This window comes from Lysobacter humi (ex Lee et al. 2017) (assembly GCF_054781815.1).
On the sequence record NZ_BAAGTR010000012.1, the window covers coordinates 131,505 to 149,708 of the forward strand.

General features: G+C 71.2%; 18 protein-coding genes and 1 other RNA gene. 4 read left to right on the forward strand and 15 right to left on the reverse strand.

What is annotated here, in order from left to right; all coding sequences use genetic code 11:
* Positions 1 to 81: 81 nt before the first annotated feature.
* Positions 82 to 606 (reverse strand): nucleotide exchange factor GrpE, encoded by a 525-nt coding sequence (gene grpE, locus ACYVJJ_RS11645; protein WP_460833760.1) that lies wholly within the window; start codon positions 604 to 606, stop codon positions 82 to 84.
* 72 nt (positions 607 to 678) lie between these two features.
* Positions 679 to 1,734 carry a heat-inducible transcriptional repressor HrcA gene (gene hrcA, locus ACYVJJ_RS11650; RefSeq protein ID WP_460833762.1) on the reverse strand — a complete coding sequence of 352 codons (1,056 nt, stop codon included), beginning with the start codon at positions 1,732 to 1,734 and terminating at the stop codon, positions 679 to 681.
* A gap of 84 nt (positions 1,735 to 1,818) precedes the next feature.
* On the opposite strand from hrcA, the gene recN reads away from it, so the two are divergent.
* Positions 1,819 to 3,495: a DNA repair protein RecN gene (gene recN, locus ACYVJJ_RS11655; protein ID WP_460833763.1), complete on the forward strand. Its 1,677-nt coding sequence runs from the start codon at positions 1,819 to 1,821 to the stop codon at positions 3,493 to 3,495.
* On the opposite strand, the gene ACYVJJ_RS11660 is transcribed toward recN, so the two are convergent.
* Positions 3,492 to 4,004, reverse strand: coding sequence for a DUF2199 domain-containing protein (locus ACYVJJ_RS11660; RefSeq protein ID WP_460833764.1), 513 nt, complete (start codon positions 4,002 to 4,004; stop codon positions 3,492 to 3,494). The two genes, recN and ACYVJJ_RS11660, sit on opposite strands and share 4 nt — an antisense overlap.
* Entirely contained in the window at positions 4,001 to 4,405 is a 405-nt protein-coding gene (gene fur, locus ACYVJJ_RS11665) for a ferric iron uptake transcriptional regulator (RefSeq protein ID WP_460833766.1), read from the reverse strand. The genes ACYVJJ_RS11660 and fur overlap by 4 nt, the downstream gene beginning before the upstream one ends.
* Before the next feature lie 149 nt (positions 4,406 to 4,554).
* On the opposite strand from fur, the gene ACYVJJ_RS11670 reads away from it, so the two are divergent.
* On the forward strand, positions 4,555 to 4,953 hold the full coding sequence (locus ACYVJJ_RS11670) for an outer membrane protein assembly factor BamE (RefSeq protein ID WP_460833768.1): 399 nt from the start codon (positions 4,555 to 4,557) through the stop codon (positions 4,951 to 4,953).
* A gap of 1 nt (position 4,954) precedes the next feature.
* Here the strand turns inward: ACYVJJ_RS11670 and ACYVJJ_RS11675 are convergent, their stop codons facing one another.
* The gene (locus ACYVJJ_RS11675; RefSeq protein WP_460833769.1) at positions 4,955 to 5,209 is read right to left on the reverse strand and encodes an RnfH family protein; all 255 of its coding nucleotides are present in this window, start codon (positions 5,207 to 5,209) and stop codon (positions 4,955 to 4,957) included.
* Positions 5,206 to 5,637 (reverse strand): type II toxin-antitoxin system RatA family toxin, encoded by a 432-nt coding sequence (locus ACYVJJ_RS11680; protein ID WP_460833771.1) that lies wholly within the window; start codon positions 5,635 to 5,637, stop codon positions 5,206 to 5,208. The genes ACYVJJ_RS11675 and ACYVJJ_RS11680 overlap by 4 nt, the downstream gene beginning before the upstream one ends.
* 45 nt (positions 5,638 to 5,682) lie before the next feature.
* Here ACYVJJ_RS11680 and smpB point away from each other — a divergent pair, with 45 nt between their 5' ends.
* Positions 5,683 to 6,192 (forward strand): SsrA-binding protein SmpB, encoded by a 510-nt coding sequence (smpB, locus tag ACYVJJ_RS11685; RefSeq protein ID WP_460833773.1) that lies wholly within the window; start codon positions 5,683 to 5,685, stop codon positions 6,190 to 6,192.
* Here smpB and ACYVJJ_RS11690 read toward each other — a convergent pair whose 3' ends face one another.
* From ACYVJJ_RS11690 to ACYVJJ_RS11715, 6 genes are all read right to left on the reverse strand, one after another.
* On the reverse strand, positions 6,193 to 8,361 hold the full coding sequence (locus ACYVJJ_RS11690) for a CHASE domain-containing protein (RefSeq protein WP_460833775.1): 2,169 nt from the start codon (positions 8,359 to 8,361) through the stop codon (positions 6,193 to 6,195).
* Positions 8,362 to 8,449: 88 nt separating this feature from the next.
* Positions 8,450 to 8,803: a transfer-messenger RNA gene (gene ssrA, locus ACYVJJ_RS11695) on the reverse strand.
* A gap of 50 nt (positions 8,804 to 8,853) precedes the next feature.
* Positions 8,854 to 9,555, reverse strand: coding sequence for a ligase-associated DNA damage response endonuclease PdeM (gene pdeM, locus ACYVJJ_RS11700; protein WP_460833776.1), 702 nt, complete (start codon positions 9,553 to 9,555; stop codon positions 8,854 to 8,856).
* Complete coding sequence (locus tag ACYVJJ_RS11705; RefSeq protein WP_460833777.1) at positions 9,545 to 12,310, reverse strand: ligase-associated DNA damage response DEXH box helicase; 2,766 nt, start codon at positions 12,308 to 12,310, stop codon at positions 9,545 to 9,547. The genes pdeM and ACYVJJ_RS11705 overlap by 11 nt, the downstream gene beginning before the upstream one ends.
* Positions 12,307 to 13,899, reverse strand: coding sequence for an ATP-dependent DNA ligase (locus ACYVJJ_RS11710; protein WP_460833778.1), 1,593 nt, complete (start codon positions 13,897 to 13,899; stop codon positions 12,307 to 12,309). Before ACYVJJ_RS11710 ends, ACYVJJ_RS11705 begins: the two co-directional genes overlap by 4 nt.
* On the reverse strand, positions 13,896 to 14,891 hold the full coding sequence (locus ACYVJJ_RS11715) for a ligase-associated DNA damage response exonuclease (protein ID WP_460833780.1): 996 nt from the start codon (positions 14,889 to 14,891) through the stop codon (positions 13,896 to 13,898). Before ACYVJJ_RS11715 ends, ACYVJJ_RS11710 begins: the two co-directional genes overlap by 4 nt.
* Before the next feature lie 87 nt (positions 14,892 to 14,978).
* Between ACYVJJ_RS11715 and ACYVJJ_RS11720 the strand changes: the two genes are divergently transcribed.
* Entirely contained in the window at positions 14,979 to 15,515 is a 537-nt protein-coding gene (locus ACYVJJ_RS11720; protein ID WP_460833781.1) for an MgtC/SapB family protein, read from the forward strand.
* Between the two features lie 89 nt (positions 15,516 to 15,604).
* On the opposite strand, the gene ACYVJJ_RS11725 is transcribed toward ACYVJJ_RS11720, so the two are convergent.
* From ACYVJJ_RS11725 to ACYVJJ_RS11735, 3 genes are all read right to left on the reverse strand, one after another.
* Positions 15,605 to 15,808 (reverse strand): zinc ribbon domain-containing protein, encoded by a 204-nt coding sequence (locus ACYVJJ_RS11725; RefSeq protein WP_460833783.1) that lies wholly within the window; start codon positions 15,806 to 15,808, stop codon positions 15,605 to 15,607.
* Positions 15,809 to 15,986: 178 nt separating this feature from the next.
* Complete coding sequence (locus ACYVJJ_RS11730; RefSeq protein ID WP_460833784.1) at positions 15,987 to 16,670, reverse strand: OmpA family protein; 684 nt, start codon at positions 16,668 to 16,670, stop codon at positions 15,987 to 15,989.
* 79 nt (positions 16,671 to 16,749) lie between these two features.
* Positions 16,750 to 18,204, reverse strand: coding sequence for a cryptochrome/photolyase family protein (locus ACYVJJ_RS11735; RefSeq protein WP_460833786.1), 1,455 nt, complete (start codon positions 18,202 to 18,204; stop codon positions 16,750 to 16,752).

Sequence of the window (18,204 nt, forward strand, 5' to 3'; positions counted from 1 at the left end):
CTAGCTCTGGATGTCGGGGGCGCGCTGCGCCGATAAGCCGTATCTATGGATCGCCGGCGCCGGTTCAAGGCGCGGCGGTGTTCAGCCCTGCGCGACGACGACCAGCGCGGGGCGCAGCAGGCGGTCGTTCAGCAGCCAGCCCTTCTGGTAGACCTGCACGACGTGGTTATCGGCGGTTTCGCCCGCCGGGACCATGGCCATCGCCTGGTGGCGCTCGGGGTCGAAGGCCTCCCCGGCCGGGTCGACCGGCGCAAGGCCATTGTCGGCAGCCACCTTCAACAGCTGCTTGAGCGTCAGCTCCATGCCGTCGCGCAGCGCGCCGGCGTCGGCCGTGGCCTGCGCCAGCCCCGCTTCGAGGCTGTCGATCACGGGCAGCAGGTCGCCCAGCAGGCGCTCGTTGGCGAAGCGGCGCGCGGTCTCGATGTCGCGCGCGACGCGTCGCCGCTGGTTCTCGAGGTCGGCACGCTCGCGCAGCACCTCGTCACGCAGCTGGACGAGCTCGCCGCGGGCGCCGTCCAGCTCGGTGCGAAGGCGTGCGCAACAGTCCTTGTCGTTCTCGTTCGACGTCGTCTCGGCCGGGGCCTCGGCGGGGATTTCGGGGGTCATCGGGGCTCTTTCCGTTCGCGCCGGTCGCGCGCCGGGGGCAGCTATGGGGCCGTGCCCGCCCCTTTCAAGAGCTCAGCCGGGGCGGTCGCCGGGCTGCAGCGCGTCGCCCAGGATGTCCGCCGTGGCCTGCACGACCGGGATCACCCGCTCGTAGGCCATCCGCGTCGGGCCGATCACGCCGACGACGCCGAGCACTTGCCCGCCGCTTGAGTACGGCGCGGTCACCAGCGACATCCCATCCAGTGGCGCGAGCCCCGTTTCCTCGCCGATGAAGATGCGCACGCCCGGTGCGCGGGCGGTGCGGTCGAGGAGCTGGAGGATCTCGCGCTTCCGCGAGAACGCCTCGAACAGCTCGCGGAGCCGCTCGATGTCCGCGAGCTCCTGGACCCCCATCAGGCGCGTCTGCCCGGCCAGGAGCATGTCGTCATCCCGCGGGGCGAGCGCCTGGCCGGCGAGCTCGATCGATCGCTCCATCAGCCGGTGAAGTTCGTCCTGCGCGCTGCGCATCTCGTTGAGCAGCACGGCGCGGATCTCCGCCAGGGACCGCCCCGCGAACTGCGCATTGAGATGGTTGGCGACGCGCTCGAGCTCGCCCGCATCGAACGGCCGGCGCACCTCGATGATGCGGTTCTGCAGGTCGCCGTCGGCGAAGACGACGATCGCGAGCACGCGCGCCTCGTCGATCGGCACGAATTCGATGCGGCGGAATGCGAACTGCTCGCGGCGCGGCGTGCTCACCACGCCGACGAAGTGCGTCATCGCCGACAGCATCTCGCTCGCGGTGCCCAGCAGGGCCTGCGTCCCCGATCGCGGCGGCAGGCCCTCGCGCAGAAGGGCGACCTCGCCGTCGGGCAGCGGGGAAACCTGCAGCAGCGAGTCGACGAACAGCCGGTAGCCCTGCGGGGTCGGCACGCGCCCGGCCGAGGTATGCGGGGCGCTGAGCAGGCCGGCGTCCTCGAGGTCCGCCAGGATCCCGCGAATGGTGGCCGGGCTGACGTCGAGCCCCGCGTGCCGTGCGAGCGTCTGCGAGCCGACCGGCTCGCCATCGCGGATGTGGCGCGCGATCAGCGCCCGCAGCAGCTGCCGCGCGCGGGGGTCCTGGCTCGGGTCGAAAGGCTTGCGGCTCATGCCCGTCGTATACGGCCCGCCCGGGGTGCGCGCAAGCGATCCGGCGGCTTTCCGGGTGAGACGGCCGGCAGGCACAATTTCCGGATGCTGACCCACCTCTCGCTCAAGCAGTTCGCCGTCGTCACTGCGGCCGACCTCGAATTCGGGCCCGGACTGACCGTCATCTCCGGCGAGACCGGCGCGGGCAAGTCGCTGCTGGTCGATGCGCTCGGGCTGCTGTCGGGCCAGCGCGCCGACAGCGGCGTGGTGCGCCATGGCGCCGAGCGCGCGGAGCTCGCCGCGGACTTCGACCTCGCGGACGCAGGCCCGGCCCGCGCCTGGCTGCACGACAACGAGCTCGACGACGCGGACGACGCCGGCCGCTGCCAGATCCGCCGCGTGATCCGTGCCGACGGCGGCTCGCGCGCCTGGATCAACGGGCGGCCCGCGACCATCTCGCAGCTGACCGAACTGGCCGGCCATCTCGTCGAGATCCACGGGCAGCACGAGCACCAGGCCCTGCTGTCGCGGGCGAGCCAGATGGACCTGCTCGACGCCTTCGGCCGCACCGAGGCCGATCGCGGCGCAGTGTCCCGGGCTGCAGCGGACTGGTCCGACCTCCTGCGCGAGCGCGAGCGCCTCGCCGGCCAGGGCGACGTCTCCGATCGTGTCGAGTGGCTCCAGCACCAGCTCGATGAGCTCGAGCGCGAGGACCTGGAACCGGCGAGCCTCGAGCAGCTGCAGGTCGACCACCGGCGCTTCGGCCATTCCACCGCACTCATCGCCTCATGCGACAGTGCGTTCGCACGCCTCGGTGGCGAGGACGGCCCCTCGCTCTCGCGCGTGCTGCAGCAGGTGCGCGCCGAGCTCGTGCGCGCCGCGGAGCACGAGCCGCGCCTCGTCGAGGTCGAGGGCATGCTCGACCTGGCCGCGATCCAGATCGACGAGGCCCTGTCGGCGCTCGACCGCGTCCGCAGCGACCTCGACATCGACCCGGACGCCTTCGATGCACTGGAGCGACGCCTCGGTCGCATCCACGAGCTGGCGCGCAAGCACCGCACGCCGCCCGACCAGCTGGGTGCACGACGCGACGCGATCCGCGCCGAGGTCGAGGGGCTGCGCGGTGCCGGCGAGCGGCTCGAGCGCCTCGATGGCGAGATCGCGACCGCGCGCAGCGCGTGGACGGCAGCGGCCGCACGCCTGTCCGAGGCACGCCGCCGCGCGGCGGCGGAGCTGGCCGGATCGACGACGGCGCTCATGGGCGAGCTCGGCATGGGCGGGGGCGTCTTTGACGTCGCCTTCGAGGCGACCGCCGGGGACCGGCCGGATCCGCTCGGCGCCGAGCGCGTGGAATTCATGGTGAGCGCGAACCCCGGCCAGCCGCTGCGGCCGCTCCGCAAGGTGGCGTCCGGCGGCGAGCTTGCGCGCATCTCGCTCGCCATCGAAGTCGCCTCTCTGGGCCTGGATGCCGTGCCGACGATGGTCTTCGACGAGGTCGACACCGGTATCGGCGGCGCCGTCGCGCACATCGTGGGCCAGAAACTGCGCGCGCTCGGGGCGAAGCGCCAGGCACTATGCGTGACCCACCTGCCGCAGGTGGCGGCGCAGGGGCATGCGCACTACCGCGTCATGAAGTCCGCGACACGTGGCGTCACCCAGAGCGAGGTGCGCGCCCTCAGGCCGCCGGAGCGCGAGGAGGAGCTCGCACGCATGCTCGGCGGCGTGGAACTCACGCGGGAGGCGCGTGCCGCCGCGAAGCGGCTCCTGCAGGACGTCGTCTAGGCCGGTCGGCCGGCCGGGGTATAGCCGCGGGCACGATGCGCGCTGATTCCGGCGGCCTGTTCCTGCGCCAGGGGGTGGGCCGGGTCGACGACGCGCGCCGTCGGGCGCGTCTCGTCATGCGGTTGCAGGTCGACGGCGAGGCCGAGCGTCGAAGGCACGTGGTGCGGGAGCGCGTTCGCCAGTCGGCCGCGCAGCGGGGGCAATGCATCGTTGCCGTACTCGTCCCACATGCGCCGCACGTGCTGCCAGTCCGCGGCGTCGAGCTCGAACCAGGCGCCGATGCAGTAGGCCTCGTCCGCGCCGTGCACGGGCAGCGGGATCAGCCCGCGCACGAAGTGCGTCGCGCCGGCGACCACACAGAAGTTGCCGTCGCAGAAGGTGTCGGGCCGCGCCTTCGCATCGGCATCGAGCGCGTGGTAGGCGTCCGGCGCGCGGAAGGCCAGCTCGGCCTCGTCCAGCGCGATCAGCTCGCCGCAGCAGGAACAGCGGACGCCCGTCGCCTCGCTCAACGCTTCTTCTTCCGCACGTACAGCACGAGCGAGTGCGCCTCGATCTCGTAGCCGTGCTCGGCGGCGATGCGCTTCTGAAGGGCCTCGATCTCGACGCTCTCGAACTCGATGATGCGGCCGGTGTCCACGTCGACCATGTGGTCGTGGTGCTCGCCGCGATCGAGCTCGTAGACCGATTGCCCGGACTCGAAATGATGCTTGAGCACGAGGCCGGCGGCCTCGAACTGGGTGAGGACGCGGTACACCGTCGCAAGGCCGATGTCCTCGCCCTGGTCGAGCAGGAGCCGGTAGATGTCCTCGGCCGTGAGGTGCCGGTTCTGCGCGTTCTCCAGCACCGCCAGGATGCGCAGCCGCGGATGCGTGACCTTCAATCCGGCATTGCGCAGGTCCTGCGATTCCATCGGCACTCCAGGGCGGTTTCGTCGGCGGGTCCGCGCCCGAGCGATGCCACAACCGCGCCTGACGCGACTGCCGGAATCCGCTGCACTGCGCGGACGGCAGTGTATCATCCGGCCGGTCCACGACCTCCGTCGTGCCGGGTCCACGTCCGATGCGCAAGCTGCTTCCCGTCCTCGTCGCCGCCCTGCTCACCAGCGCCTGCGGCATCGTCTACCGCCAGCCGATCTACCAGGGCGTGCTGCTCGAGAAGAGCGCGGTGGACCAGCTTCAGGCCGGCATGGACAAGCAGCAGGTCGCCCTCCTGCTGGGCACGCCGTCGATCGCCGATCCGATGCACCAGGATCGCTGGGACTACACCGCGTCGCAGCGCGTCGGTCGCGTCGGCCCCACCGAGGTGAAGAATCTCGCCGTGTTCTTCGAGGGCGACAAGGTCGTGCGCTGGGAAGGCGACTATTTCCCGGAGCAGGATGAGCAGCTCGCGCGCGATTCGGTTCGCCAGTTCGGCCCGAACCTCGCAAAGGACAAGGAAAAGAAGCGCCGCTCGCGCTGACCTAGCGGCCGGCGGCACGCCGGCGCCGTGCCTCCTTCGGATCCGCGACGAGCGGACGCAGCAGTTCCACGCGGTCACCGTCCCGCAGCGCGCTCTGCGGCGAGACGCGGACGCCGTGCACCGCGTATGCGACTTGATCCCCGCCGGTCCAGCCGGCAGCGGCGACCGCCTGCTCCACGGTCGCACCCACGTCCAGCCGAAGGCTGCACGACTCGAACCGGCGCGGCCACGCGCGTAGCAGCTCGACCTCGATCATGCCTCGCCCCGGTCGGCCGCCCGGACGAAGTCGTCGACCATGCGGTCGGCGAGCCCCTGGAAGCCGATGGCGAACGCGCCGGAGAGCAGGCGCACGGCGGGCTCGAAGTCGAGCGTGAGGGTCACCCGGCAGGCGGACTCGTCGAGCGCATGGAACTCCCAGCGCCCCTGCAGGCGTCGGAACGGGCCTTCCACGAACTGCAGGTCGATATGATGCGGGGGTGACATCCGGTTCTCGGTCACGAACCACGTCCGCAGCCCTGCCGCGCGCAGCTCGAGCCGCGCACGCATCCGGTCGGGGCCTTCGTCGAGCACCGTGGCGCCGTCGCACCAGTCGAAGCGCCGCGGATAGGCGCGCACGTCGTTCACGAGCGCGAACATGCGCGCCGCGGAATGTCCGACCAGGGCGGTACGACGGATCGTGGGCATCGGTCTTTGCTCCCGCGACGACCCCCGATCGGGGACAATGGCGCGATGAGCAAGAATTCCAAGGGAAAGAGCGGCAAGGATAAGTCAAAGCCCGCGGGCGGCACGATTGCGCTCAACAAGCGCGCGCGCCACGACTACCACCTCGAGAACCGCACCGAGGCCGGCTTAGCGCTGCAGGGTTGGGAACTCAAGGCGATCCGTGCAGGCCGCGCGAACATCACCGAGGCCTACGCGATCATCCGCAACGGCGAGGTCTTCCTGTTCAACGCGCAGATCACGCCGCTGATCTCGACGTCGACGCACACCATTCCCGAGGAGCGGCGTACCCGCAAGCTGCTCATGCACCGCGCGGAGATCGACGGCCTGATCGGCCGCATGCAGCGCGAGGGCTACACCGTGGTGCCCACGGCCCTGTATTGGAAGGGCAACAAGGTGAAGGCGGAAGTGGCGCTCGCGAAGGGCAAGAAGGAGCACGACAAGCGCGACACCGCCAAGGATCGTGACTGGCAGCGCGAGAAGCAGCGCGCGATGCGCGCGCACAACAAGAACGCCTGATCAGGCCTCGCCGATACCCGGCAGCGTGAAGTAGAAGGTCGCGCCCTCGCCCGCCCGGCCTTCGGCGCGGATCGTGCCGCCGTGGCGCTCCACGATCCTGCGAACGGTGGCGAGCCCGATCCCGTGGCCGGCGAACTGCTCCTCGTTGTGCAGGCGCTGGAACGGCCGGAACAGCTTGTCGACGTAGTCCTGGTCGAAGCCGGCGCCGTTGTCGCGGACGAAATACTCGCCACCTTCGGTGATGCCGAACTCGATGCGCGCGACCTCGCGCTGCTGGGTGAATTTCCACGCGTTCCCCAGAAGGTTCGCGAAGAGGTTGCGAAGCAGCGTCGAATCGCCTTCCACCTCCAGCCCCGGCTGCACGACCACCTCCACGCGCCGCGCCGGGTCACCGAGCTGCATCTCCTCGAGGATCTCGCCCGCGAGCCGGCTGAGGTCGACCGGCTCGATCTTCAGCGCGCTGCGTGACAAGCGCGAGAGCTGCAGCATCGAATCGATGAGCTCGCCCATGCGCCCCGCGGCGCGGCGTACGCGCGCGAGATAGCCGCGCCCGGCGTCGTCGAGCCGGTCCGCATAGCGTTCCGAGAGGATCCGGCTGAAGCCGTCGATGGCGCGCAGGGGCGCACGCAGGTCGTGCGAGACGCTGTAGGCGAACGACTCGAGTTCCTGGTTCGCGCGCATCAGCTCGCGCGTACGCAGGGAGACGCGCGCCTCGAGCGTGCGGTTGAGTGCATGCACGCGCGCCTCGGCGAGCAGGCGCTCGGTGACGTCCTCGAGCTGCACGAGGCCGGTGACGTCCTCGCCGGACTTGCCCGGCACGGGCGAATACGTGAGGTGCACGTGGCGGACGGAGCCGTCGCGGCGCTGGATGCGGCGCATCGCCCGCCAGACGCCCGGAACCGCAATGTCATCCTCGCGGCGTACGTCGCCGGGCGCGTCCTCGAAGAGGTCGTCGAAGCCGAGACCGCGGAGCGTGGCCACATCGCGGCCGACCATGTCGGCGAACGCGGGATTGGCGTCGACGATCGCGCCGCGGCTGTCCAGCAGGGCCTTGCCGATCGCCGAGTACTCCATCGCGCTGCGGAAGCGCAGCTCGCTGCGGCGGAACTCCTCGGTCAGCGTGCCGGCAATCGCGCGCGCGCGGCTTTCGGTGCGCGCGAGCGCGAACGCGACCGCATACATGAGCAGCGCCGCCACGAGGCCGAGCGCGAGCGTGCCGGTAATGGTCTGCAGGCCCGGGGCCGCCAGCGCCAGCTCCGGAGACGCGAAATCGAAGGCCCAGCGGCGGCCGTGCACGTCGGTGACGAACGTGCGGGTGAATGCCGGCGTCGCCGCCCGCCGGCCGCCTTCGTAGATGAGCGCGTCGCCACCGCCCGTCACGTCGCGGATGCGCATGTGCATGCGTTCGAGACGGCCCTGCAGCATCAGCCCGATCAGTGGCTCGACGCGGAACGGCAGGTAGATCCAGCCCTGCGCGGAGGCGAGGCGCGCGTCGACGCTGCGCGGCTGGTCACCGGAGCGGTAGATGGGCAGGTAGAGGATCAGGCTCGTGCCCGCGCTCGGGCCGTCCTGCACGAGGCGGACCGGGCCGGTGAGACGCGGCAGGCCCATGTGGACGGCGTCGCGCATCGCGGCGCGGCGCGTCGGCTCGGCATACATGTCGAAGCCGATCGCGGCGACGTTCTCGGGACGGCGCGGCTCCAGGTACAGGACCGGGCCGTACACCGGCCGCACGCCGCGCGGGCGGACGTTGAGCAGGCCGTAGCCCGACTCGCGCCACTCCAGCTGCAGGTCGGCAAGGCGCGTCGCAGGCACGTAGCCCGCGAAGCCGAGTCCCACCACCGCCGGGTAGCGGTCGGCGACGCGCATGCCTTCGACGTAGGCCTGCCACTGCCGTGGCGTCGGGCGGGCCACGGAAGCGAAGAGCGAGACGCCGCCGCGGGTCATCAGCTCGTAATGGCTGATGCGCCCGATGACGAGCTCGGCCGCCTCGTCGGTGAAGCTCGCGAACTCCTGGCGGGCCGCCGCGATCTCGCGCTCGCGCGCGGCCCGCCACGTCATCAGCACGAGGAACAGCGAAGCGATGAGGACCGCGAAGGCGAACAGGTGGCTGCCGCGCGGCATGACGCGCGACCACCTCGATCCGTCGGCGGGCTCCTGCTCGCTCATCCGCCCAGCATAACCGGCGCGTGCGGAGCGCCCGCGAAGACCGCACAAACGAAGAAGCCCGGCGCGGGGCCGGGCTTCTTCGTCGAGATGGTGGAGGTGGGCGGAATCGAACCGCCGTCCGAAGGAGCTCCATCCCCGGCACTACATGCTTAGCTCGCCGTTGAGTCTCGTCGCAGGGCAGCACGGCGTGCAAAGCGCACCCTGAGACAAGCCCGCTTTGGGTTAACCGGCGACTGACGGGCAGCCATCACCGGCGATTCCGTGATCATGACCCTACGCAGCGAGCACGGACACAAGCTGTTTCGGGGCTTACGCCTTAAGCGGCGAGAGCGTAGTTGTCGTCGTTGGCAACTAGAGTTTTGCAGCTGGATTTACGAGGAAAGCTACCCCCTCGGCATGCGCCAGGCGATTTCGCGACCCCCGTCGAAGCCATTGCACCCCCGGGAGCCAGCTTTCGCTGACAGGGCCAGTATAGGCCCCCGCGCCCTACTCTCAAGCGCGGCCAGGCGAACGGCGGGCCGCGCGTTCAGGCCGGGGTCGCCGGATCCAGGCGGCCGTCCCGCCGGCGCAGACCACCATCCCGTCCGCGTGCCCGGCGTCCACCTGGCAACCGCCGGTGAACTCGGAGAACGCCGGAAGCACGGTCAGGCGCGGCCGGAGCCAGAAGACCGGAAAGCGGCGCGGGCCGAGCTCCCGGATGGCGACGCAAGGATGGAGGTGGCCGCTCAGCACGTGCAGCCCGTCGACCTCGGCCGGCTCATGGCGCAGCGCGAATGGTCCGATGTCGAGCGCCTCGCCGAGCAGCTCGACGCCGAGCCCCGCGTCGGCCAGTGCGCGGTCGTGGTTGCCCGTCAGCGCCGCGACGGACAGCTCGGGATGTGCGACGCGCCAGTCGTGCCAGGTCGCGCGCCAGGCACTGTCATGCACCGCGCCGTGCACGACGTCGCCAAGGATCCAGACCGACGTCGCGCCCGTCAGCTCGACCGCGCGCGCAAGCCGGTCGAGGTCGCCCGCGGTGCCGCCGCTGGGCAGCCCGATTCCGGCGCGACGGAAGATGTCGCCCTTGCCCAGGTGCAGGTCGGACAGGAACAGGCGCCGCTCGCGCGGCCAGAACAGCGCGCGGTCGGCGAGCAGCCACACCGCCTCGCCGCCGACCTCGCCGACGACGTACCGCCCGCCGGGGTCATCGTGCATGGCGACGCTCCAGCTGCGAGGCCGCGCGCTGCACGCGGGTCTTCCAGTCCTCGGTGCTGAGCTGGCCGCGCAGGCCCTCGGCCCAGAGCGGGAACGACAGCGGCGTGAGCCCGCGCGGCCGCAGCAGCATCACGCGCCGCTGCGCGCAGGCCTCGAGCACGCGCTGCAGGCGCTGCACCTCGAGCTGGCCTGCAAAGACCTCGCGCTCGGCGAGCTCGAGGAGCATGTGTTGCGGGTCGTAGCGCTGCAGCACGTCGAACAGCAGCCCACTGGAGGCCTGCAGCTGCCGCATGCTCTTCTGCGGACGACCGGGCACCGTGGGCGGCAGCAGGCCCGCGATCTTGGCGATCTCGCGGAACTGGCGACGCGCGAGCTCACCGAGGTTGAGGCTCTCGCGCAGGTCCTCGAACAGGCGCTCGGGCGTGAGCAACGACTCGAGCAGCGCCTCGTCGACGGCCGTCTCGTTCGCCGGCTTGAGGACGAAGCCGTAGTCGTTGGCGGCATAGCCGAAGGTGTTGGGCTCGATGCGACCCCAGCGCAGCGAGACCAGCGCGGCGAGGCCTTCGTTCGCCAGGCGGCCCGCGAACGGGAAGACGAAGAGCTGCGGTCCCTCGCGCGTGGTCGTGGCCTCGACCAGCAGCCGACCGGGCCGCGGCAGCGACGACAGGCGCGACTGCAGCGCAAGCAGCCCCGCGACCGCACGCATCTCCGGCGCGTCGACGGGCTCGGTGAGCAGGCGTTCGACGCGCGCGGCGAGCTCCATCGACAGCGGCTGCCGGATGCCAGTCCACTGCGGCACGATTCCCTCGCCGGCCGGCGCGCGCTTCACCTGCGCGGTCATCGCCTCCATGCGCACGAGCTGGAGCATCCGCCCCGAGAACAGGAAGCGGTCGCCAGGCTTGAGGCGCGCGATGAAGCCTTCCTCGACCGCCCCGAGCGTGCCGCCACGAACGAGCTTGACCGCCACGCTGCCTTCGCTGGCGATCGTGCCGATCGACAGGCGATGGCGCGTGGCGACGCGACAATCCTCGACGACGTAGCGTCCAGCCCCGTCGCGCACGACGCGGTGGAAATCCGGGTAGTGCTCGAGCGCGCGGCCGCCCTGCACGATGAAGTCGAGGACGGATTGCCAGGCCTCGTCCGCGAGGCCCGCGAAGGCATGCGTGCCGCGCACCTCCGCCAGCAGCGCGTCGGCATCGAACCCGCCGCCGAGCGCGAGCGTGACGCAGTGCTGGGCCAGCACGTCCAGGCTCATGCGCGGGGGGCGGCGCGCCTCGACCTCGATCGCGGAGATCGCCTCGCGCACTGCCGAGAACTCGACGAGCTCGAGCATGTGCGTGGGAATGCACACGACATGCCCCGACTCGCCCGGCCGGTGCTTCGCCCGGCCGGCGCGCTGCAGGAGCCGCGCGGTCCCCTTCGGGCTGCCGAGCTGGAAGACCTGGTCGACCGCGGGGAAGTCGACGCCGAGGTCGAGGCTCGAGGTCGCGACGACGCAGCGCAGTCGGCCGTCGCGCAACCCGGCCTCGACGTCGGCGCGGAGGTGAGGGTCGAGTGAGCCGTGATGCAGCGCGAGCGTCGCCACATCCTCGGGCCAGACCGCCTGCAGCGCCTGGTGCCAAAGTTCCGCATACGCCCGCGTGTTGGTGAACAGCAGGCTCGTGCGCGCCTGGAAGATGCGGTCGGCCACGCGCGAGAGCTGTGCGAGCCCGAGATGCCCCGCCCAGGGGAAGCGCTCGCCTTCCGCGGGCACGAGCGTCTCGAGCGTCATCGGGCGCGGCGCGGCGCCCGACACCACCTCCGATGCCGGCGCATGCGGCAAGAGCACGTCGCGGGCCTCGTCGAGATTGCCGAGTGTCGCCGAGAGCCCCCAGATGCGCAGCGCCGGCGACAGCGCACGCAACCGTGCGAGGCACAGCTGCAGCAGCACGCCGCGCTTGGTGCCGAGCAGCTCGTGCCACTCGTCGACGACGATGCAGCGCAGGCCGGTCAGACGCTCGCCGGTGTCGGGATAGGACAGCAGCAGCGCGAGCGACTCGGGCGTGGTGACGAGCGCATCGAGCCGGCCATCGCGCGCGAGGCGCTTGTCGCGCGCGGAGGCATCACCCGTGCGCAGGCCGATACGCCAGTCGAGCCCGAGCGCGTCGGCCGGCTCGCGCAGCGCACGCAGCGTATCGGCGGCGAGCGCGCGCAGTGGCGTGATCCAGAGCACGCGCAGCTCGCGCTCGTCGGCGTGCGTCGTCCGCGTGGTCGGCGGGGACTTCTCATCGCGCGTTCGGACTTGGCGATCGCCGAGCGCCTCGAGCAGCGGGCCGCCGAACGCCGCGAGCGTCTTGCCGCTGCCGGTGGGCGTGTGCAGCAGTCCGGACTCGCCGCGCAAGTAGCGCGCCCAGACGTCCTGCTGGAACGCGGCAGGCCTCCAGCCGCGCGCCTTGAACCATCCCGCGAGTGCCGACTGCGGATCGCTGTCGTTGCGCGCGCGCGGCGCCCGGATGGGCTCGCCTCCGACGTCGACCAATCCTTCCAGGGTGCAGATCGCATCCTCCGCGCCCTGCTCCGCCGCCCCGTCCCGCGCGCGCGCGGTGCGCTCCTGTGCGGCCTCGCGACGCCGGGTGGCGGCCGCGCGACGCGATCGCTCGCGGCGGATCGACTCCACCGTCTGACGCGGCGCGTCCGGGCGCGGACGCTCCGGATACTCCGCGTACGGGTCGTCACCCTCGGGCGGCAGGGCGCCACGGAGCAGGAAGCCGCTCATCGCGCGAGCGCCTTGAGCGTGTCGAGGCGATCGGCCTCATGCGGGGTCTTGTCGTGGCGCCAACGCAGGATGCGCGGAAAGCGCACGGCGATGCCCGACTTGTGGCGCGTCGAGCGGTTCACCGCCTCGAAGCCGAGCTCGAAGACGTGCACGGCCTCGACGGATCGCACGGGACCGAAACGCTCGATCGTGTGGGCCCGGATCCAGCGGTCGAGCGCGAGGATTTCCTTGTCGTCGAGGCCGGAGTACGCCTTGGCAACGGGCACGAGCAGCTCGCCGTCCCAGAGCCCAAACGTGTAGTCGGTGAACAGCGTGCTGCGTCGCCCGTGGCCCGACTGCGCGTAGATCAGCACCGCATCGATCACCAGCGGATCGATCTTCCACTTCCACCAGTCGCCGCGTCGGCGCCCCGCTTGGTAAGTGGAGGCGCGGCGCTTGAGCATCAGCCCTTCCACGCCACGCTCCCGCGCGGCCTCACGGAGCACGCGCGCTTCCCCCCAGTCCACGGCGTCGACGCGCGGCGACGGCACGATGCGGGCGTCGTTGTTGGCCGACAGCAGGTCCTCGAGCATCTCGCGGCGCTCGGCGAGCGGCAGCTCGCGCAGGTCGCGGCCGTCGAGCTCGAGGAGGTCGTAGGCGAGCACGCAGACGGGCGTGTCGGCGAGTGTCTTCGGCCCGGGCTTGCGTCGCTGGATCCGCGTCTGCAGCGCGGTGAACGGCATCGGCGCGTTGGCGCCGGGCTGCCACGCCACCAGCTCGCCGTCGATCACGGCATCGCGCGGCAGCGAGGTAGCGGCCTGCTCGATCTCGGGAAACCGCCCATCGAGGCGCTCCTCGCCACGCGACCACAGCGCGATGTCATCGCCGCGACGAATGAGCTGCAGGCGAATGCCGTCCCATTTCCATTCGAGCAGCCAGTCGTCGACGGGCCCGAGCGTGTCCGGCTCGGCTTCCAGTGGGGAGGCGAGGAAGAAGGGATACGGCTGCTCGCGGTCGCCGGGCAGCTCCTCGGGCGTGAGCAGGTCGCGCAGGAAACGCGTCGTCGGCTGCCATGCGCCGAGCATGCGCTGCGCGATGCGCGCGATGTCGATGCCGGACATGTCGGCGAGTGCCTGTTGCACCAGCCGCTGGGAGACCCCTACGCGCAGCGCGCCGGTCAACAGCTTGTTGAACGCGAGCCGCTCGTCCGCGCACAGCGACCGCCAGCCGTCCACCACCGCGGCCCGGCGCAGCTCCGGATCGCGCCCCGCGACCGGCAGCAGCCGCTTCTCGATCCACACGCTCAGCGGGACATCCGGCGCCCCCTTGGGCGGGTCGTCGAACAGCAGGGTCAGCGTCTCGGCGAGATCGCCCACGTGCGCATGGCAGTCGTCGACGAGCCAGTCGGGCGTGCCGGTCTCCTGCGAGAGCCAGTCGCGCAGCTCGCGCGTGTTGGCGATGCGCGCGAGCTTGCCGCCGGACAGCAGCCACAGCGCCCACACCGCGTCCTCCGGCGGTGCATCACGGAAATAGGCGACGAGCGCGGCGCGCTTGTCGAGCGTGGCCGTGCTGCGGTCGAGCTCCGTGTACAGGGCTGCGAAACGTCTCATTCGGCTTCGCCTGCGTAGTCGGTCGCGAAGGCTTCCGCGGCGATGCCGGCCTCGTTGAGCGCGCGCAGGATCGCATCGGTGTTGCCGTGCGTCGCGATGACCCGGCGCGCGCCGGTCTCACGGATGGTCCGCATCAGGTCCGGCCAGTCGGCGTGGTCGGACACGACGAAGCCCCGGTCGTAATTGCGGCGCCGACGGTTGCCGCGTACGCGCATCCAGCCCGAGGCGAAGCCGACCTGCGCGCCGCGGAAGCGCCGCATCCACGTGCTTCCGGCCGCGGACGGCGGCGCGATGATCAGCTCGCCCGCGAAGTCGGCGCCCTTGGCCGTCTCCGCGACGGGTCGCGTCGCGAGCATGGGCACGCCCGCCTCGCGATAGACCTGCACGCCGGCATCGACCGCGCCGTGCACGTAGACCGGGCGGTCGGTCCACGCGGCGAGCTCGGCCAGGATGCGTTGCGCCTTGCCGAGCGCATAGCACAGCAGCACGGCCGCCTCGCCCCGCCGCCCGCAATGATCGCGCCATTCGACGATCTCGCGGGCCACCTCGGATGTCTCCGGCCAGCGGTAGATCGGCAGGCCGAACGTGGCCTCGGTGATGAAGGTGTCGCACTCGACGACCTCGAACGGCGCGCACGTCGGATCGTGCTGGCGCTTGTAGTCGCCGGACGCGACCCAGACCTGCCCGTCCGCTTCGATCCGCACCTGCGCGGAGCCGAGCACGTGGCCCGCGGAATGGAACGAGACCTGCGCCTCGCCGAGGGTGAAGGGCTGGCCGTACTCGTAGGCGTGGTAGGCCTGCTCGCCCAGCCGCCAGCGCAGGATGGGCAGGCTCTGCGCCGCGGTGTAGTAGTCGACCGAGCCCGGCCGCGCATGGTCGCCGTGACCGTGCGTGATGACGGCCCGCTCCACGGGCTTCCACGGATCGATGTAGAAGTCACCGGGTGGGCAGTAGAGGCCTTCGCGGCGGAGGACGACGAGGTCGGAGGGCATGGCGCGACGGTAGACAGGCGGCTGTCGGCACGCCGAAAAGGGCGCGACGCGACGCTATCTTTACGGCGTCTCACGGAACGTGACGGCATGGACTGGCTGCACGAACTGCAAGCGGTGGGATCCGCCGCGTACGCGATGCTGCTCGGCGGCGTCATCGGCTACGAGCGCGAGCTCAAGAGCCGGCCCGCCGGCTTCCGCACCCACATGCTGGTGGCCGGCGCCTCGGCGCTGCTGATGGCGATCAGCCAGCTCGCGCTCATGGAGGCGCCGCGCCACGACGACGATATCCGTATCACCGCGGACCCGCTTCGCCTCGTCGAGGCCGTGATCAGCGGCGTGTCGTTCATCGGCGCGGGCACGATCTTCGCGCGACGCCAGGGCCAGCACGTGGCGGGCATCACGACGGCCGCCTCGCTGCTGATGGTCGCGGTGATCGGGGTGATGGCGGGCCTCGACCACTACGTGCTCGCGACCGCCGCGACCGTGCTCACCCTCGTGGTGCTGGTCGCGCTCAACATGGTCGAGAAGCGCACCGGGCTGCGGGAGGAAGGCCCGCATGACGACGAGACACGCGAGGAGAGCGAGGACTCCGACCTCGCGCGCCGCAAGCGCGGAGTGCCCTGACGCATGCGGCCCGGGCATGGGATGTCCGTCACCGGGTCAGCGTCGTGGCTCGTCGCGCCGGCCCTGCAGCCGCGTCGCCCGGGACGTGGTCAGGACACCAGGAAATCGAACAGCTGTGCGCCGCCACCCACCCCCTGGCGGTAGAGCTCGGTAAAGCCGCAACGCTCACAGCTCACCGCGATGAAGCGGTTGGTCGAGATGTCGAACGCCGCCGATAGGAATCCGCCCTCGGCCCGCATCTCGTTACGGCTGTACTCGGTGCCACCGCATTTCACGCACGAGAACGACGACATCGCGAACTCCTATCGGCTGGGGATCCAGCGATGGTATGCCAACCGCTCATGGCAGCCCGCGCTGCTAGGCGTCACCGTGGGGCCCGTGAAACGCATCGCATGCCGCACGCCGGTGGATCGAGCAGCAAAAAAAACGGGGCGCCGCAGCGCCCCGTCGATCGAACGGTTGCCCTGTCGATCAGCCCTGCGTGCGCACCGGCACCAGGGTGATTTCGACGCGACGGTTGCGCGCCCAGCAGGACTCGGTCTGCTCGGTGCACAGCGGGCGCGACTCGCCCGCGCCCACGGTGATCATGCGGCTCTGGCCGACGCCGCGACCGGACAGGTACGACGCCACGGTGTTGGCGCGGCGCTGCGAGAGGTCGCGGTTGTACTCGTCGGTACCGCGCGAGTCGGTGTGGCCGGCGACCTCGATGACCGTCTGGTTGTACTCGTTGAGCGTCGACGCCAGGCGGTCGAGCACCGGGCGGAACTGCGGCTGCAGGTCGGCGCGGGCGGTGCCGAAGGTGATCGCGTCGGGCATCGCGAGCGTGATGTTGTCGCCCTGCCGAACGACCTCGACGCCCGTGCCGGCCATACTGTCGCGCAGCGCGCGCTCCTGGCGATCCTGGTAGTTGCCGACGGCGCCGCCGGCCAGGCCACCGACGCCGGCGCCCACGAGCGCACGCTGGCGGCGCTCGACGGCGTCGTCGCCGGTCAACAGGCCTGCGACCGCACCAACGGCGGCGCCGATCAGCGCGCCATTGCGGGTCCGGTCGTTCGTATCGGGATTGGTGCGGTAGGCGGACGGGTTCGTCGCGCAGCCGGCGAGCAGCGCCGACATGACGGCTGCGGTGAGAGTGAGCTTCGTGTGAGTCTTCATGTGTGCAACCCTCGCGGTGTAGGCGACGCAACGCTAGACACGGTTTCGTCGGCGACGGGTGAGGGCGCGCGTGTACTGTTCAGCTTTCGTCGCGGTCCTGCTCAGGTTCCGTTAGGCGGCCTCGAAGCCGCCGATACGCAGTGAGCGCGGCATCGCGTCCTGCAGCCAGATCCACGATCGGCATGCGCGGATAGTCGGGCGCGACGCGCGCGAGCGCGACGGGGTCCGTCCACGGCGCATGGCGTGTGGCCACCGGCAACGCCGCGAGCTCCGGGACCCAGCGCGCGACGTAGGCACCCTGCGGATCGAACTTCAATGCCTGCGTGACCGGGTTGAAGATCCGGAAGTACGGCGCGGCGTCCGCGCCCGTGCCGGCCACCCACTGCCAGCCCATCGAATTGTTCGCGAGGTCCGCGTCGACCAGCGTGTCCCAGAACCACTCCGCACCCGTACGCCAGTGCACGCGCAGGTGCTTGCAGAGGTAACTGGCGACGAGCATGCGCACGCGGCCGTGCATCCACCCCGTCGCCCACAACTGCCGCATGCCGGCATCGATGATCGGCACGCCGGTGCGACCGCGACGCCAGGCGTCGACGGCCTCGGCGGCATCGTCGGTCCACTCGAAGGCATCGAAGCGCGGATCGAGGTTGCTGTCGACCGACTGCGGCGCGTGATGCATGAGGTGCACCGAGAACTCGCGCCAGCCGAGCTGGCGCACATAGGCGTCGACGTCGGTGTCGCCGACGCGGCCGCGCTCGGCCTCGATCCGCGCGGCGACGCGCCACGGCGCGAGCTCGCCGAAGCGCAGGTGCGGCGAGAGCAGCGAAGTACCGGTTCGATCCGGGCGGTCACGGTCGGTCGCATAGCCGCGCAGCGCGCCGTCGACGAAGGTATCCAGCGCCTCGCGCGCTCCGGCCTCGCCCGGCGTCCATTCGTCCCAGAAGCCGCGATCCCAGGCCGGCCGGGGCGCCGGGTAAAGGCGCCCGACGGAACTGCCGGCGAGGCCCGTCGACGTGCCGGGCAGTTGCATCGGTGCCGGCCAGTGCGCGTCCAATGCCCAGCGCGCACGCGCTGCGCGCCAGAACGGCGTGAACACCCGGAAGCCGGTGCCCTTGCCGGTGCGCAGTTCGTCGGGCTCGAACAGGAGCGCGCCGCGGTGGCGTGCAGGCTCGATCCCGCACCCCGCGAGCGCCTCGGCGATGCGCACGTCGCGCGCGGCGACGACGGGCTCGTACCGGCGGTTCCAGTGCACGGCGGTCGCTCCGGTCGCTGCGGCGAGCTTTGCGAGCACGGTGAGACTGTCACCCCGGAACACGCGAAGCGGCGCGCCGCGCGATTGGAGATCGTGCGCGAGCGCCCGTAGGGAACGCGCCCGCCAGGCGTTCGATGCCGCGCCCGGGGCCCAGTCGCCCTCGCTCGCCGGATCGTGGACGTAGGCCGGAACGATCACGGCACCCGATTCAACGGCCGCCCGCAGCGCCGGGTTGTCATCCAGGCGCAGGTCGTCACGGAACCAGACGATCGCGGTGTGCAC

What these genes read in the sequence shown, in the direction of transcription:
- grpE (WP_460833760.1), bottom strand. Translation starts at nt 606, where the DNA reads ATGACCCCCGAAATCCCCGCCGAGGCCCCGGCCGAGACGACGTCGAAC.
- hrcA (WP_460833762.1), bottom strand. Translation starts at nt 1,734, where the DNA reads ATGAGCCGCAAGCCTTTCGACCCGAGCCAGGACCCCCGCGCGCGGCAG.
- recN (WP_460833763.1), top strand. Translation starts at nt 1,819, where the DNA reads ATGCTGACCCACCTCTCGCTCAAGCAGTTCGCCGTCGTCACTGCGGCC.
- fur (WP_460833766.1), bottom strand. Translation starts at nt 4,405, where the DNA reads ATGGAATCGCAGGACCTGCGCAATGCCGGATTGAAGGTCACGCATCCG.
- ACYVJJ_RS11670 (WP_460833768.1), top strand. Translation starts at nt 4,555, where the DNA reads ATGCGCAAGCTGCTTCCCGTCCTCGTCGCCGCCCTGCTCACCAGCGCC.
- ACYVJJ_RS11675 (WP_460833769.1), bottom strand. Translation starts at nt 5,209, where the DNA reads ATGATCGAGGTCGAGCTGCTACGCGCGTGGCCGCGCCGGTTCGAGTCG.
- ACYVJJ_RS11680 (WP_460833771.1), bottom strand. Translation starts at nt 5,637, where the DNA reads ATGCCCACGATCCGTCGTACCGCCCTGGTCGGACATTCCGCGGCGCGC.
- smpB (WP_460833773.1), top strand. Translation starts at nt 5,683, where the DNA reads ATGAGCAAGAATTCCAAGGGAAAGAGCGGCAAGGATAAGTCAAAGCCC.
- ACYVJJ_RS11690 (WP_460833775.1), bottom strand. Translation starts at nt 8,361, where the DNA reads ATGAGCGAGCAGGAGCCCGCCGACGGATCGAGGTGGTCGCGCGTCATG.
- pdeM (WP_460833776.1), bottom strand. Translation starts at nt 9,555, where the DNA reads ATGCACGATGACCCCGGCGGGCGGTACGTCGTCGGCGAGGTCGGCGGC.
- ACYVJJ_RS11705 (WP_460833777.1), bottom strand. Translation starts at nt 12,310, where the DNA reads ATGAGCGGCTTCCTGCTCCGTGGCGCCCTGCCGCCCGAGGGTGACGAC.
- ACYVJJ_RS11710 (WP_460833778.1), bottom strand. Translation starts at nt 13,899, where the DNA reads ATGAGACGTTTCGCAGCCCTGTACACGGAGCTCGACCGCAGCACGGCC.
- ACYVJJ_RS11715 (WP_460833780.1), bottom strand. Translation starts at nt 14,891, where the DNA reads ATGCCCTCCGACCTCGTCGTCCTCCGCCGCGAAGGCCTCTACTGCCCA.
- ACYVJJ_RS11720 (WP_460833781.1), top strand. Translation starts at nt 14,979, where the DNA reads ATGGACTGGCTGCACGAACTGCAAGCGGTGGGATCCGCCGCGTACGCG.
- ACYVJJ_RS11725 (WP_460833783.1), bottom strand. Translation starts at nt 15,808, where the DNA reads ATGTCGTCGTTCTCGTGCGTGAAATGCGGTGGCACCGAGTACAGCCGT.
- ACYVJJ_RS11730 (WP_460833784.1), bottom strand. Translation starts at nt 16,670, where the DNA reads ATGAAGACTCACACGAAGCTCACTCTCACCGCAGCCGTCATGTCGGCG.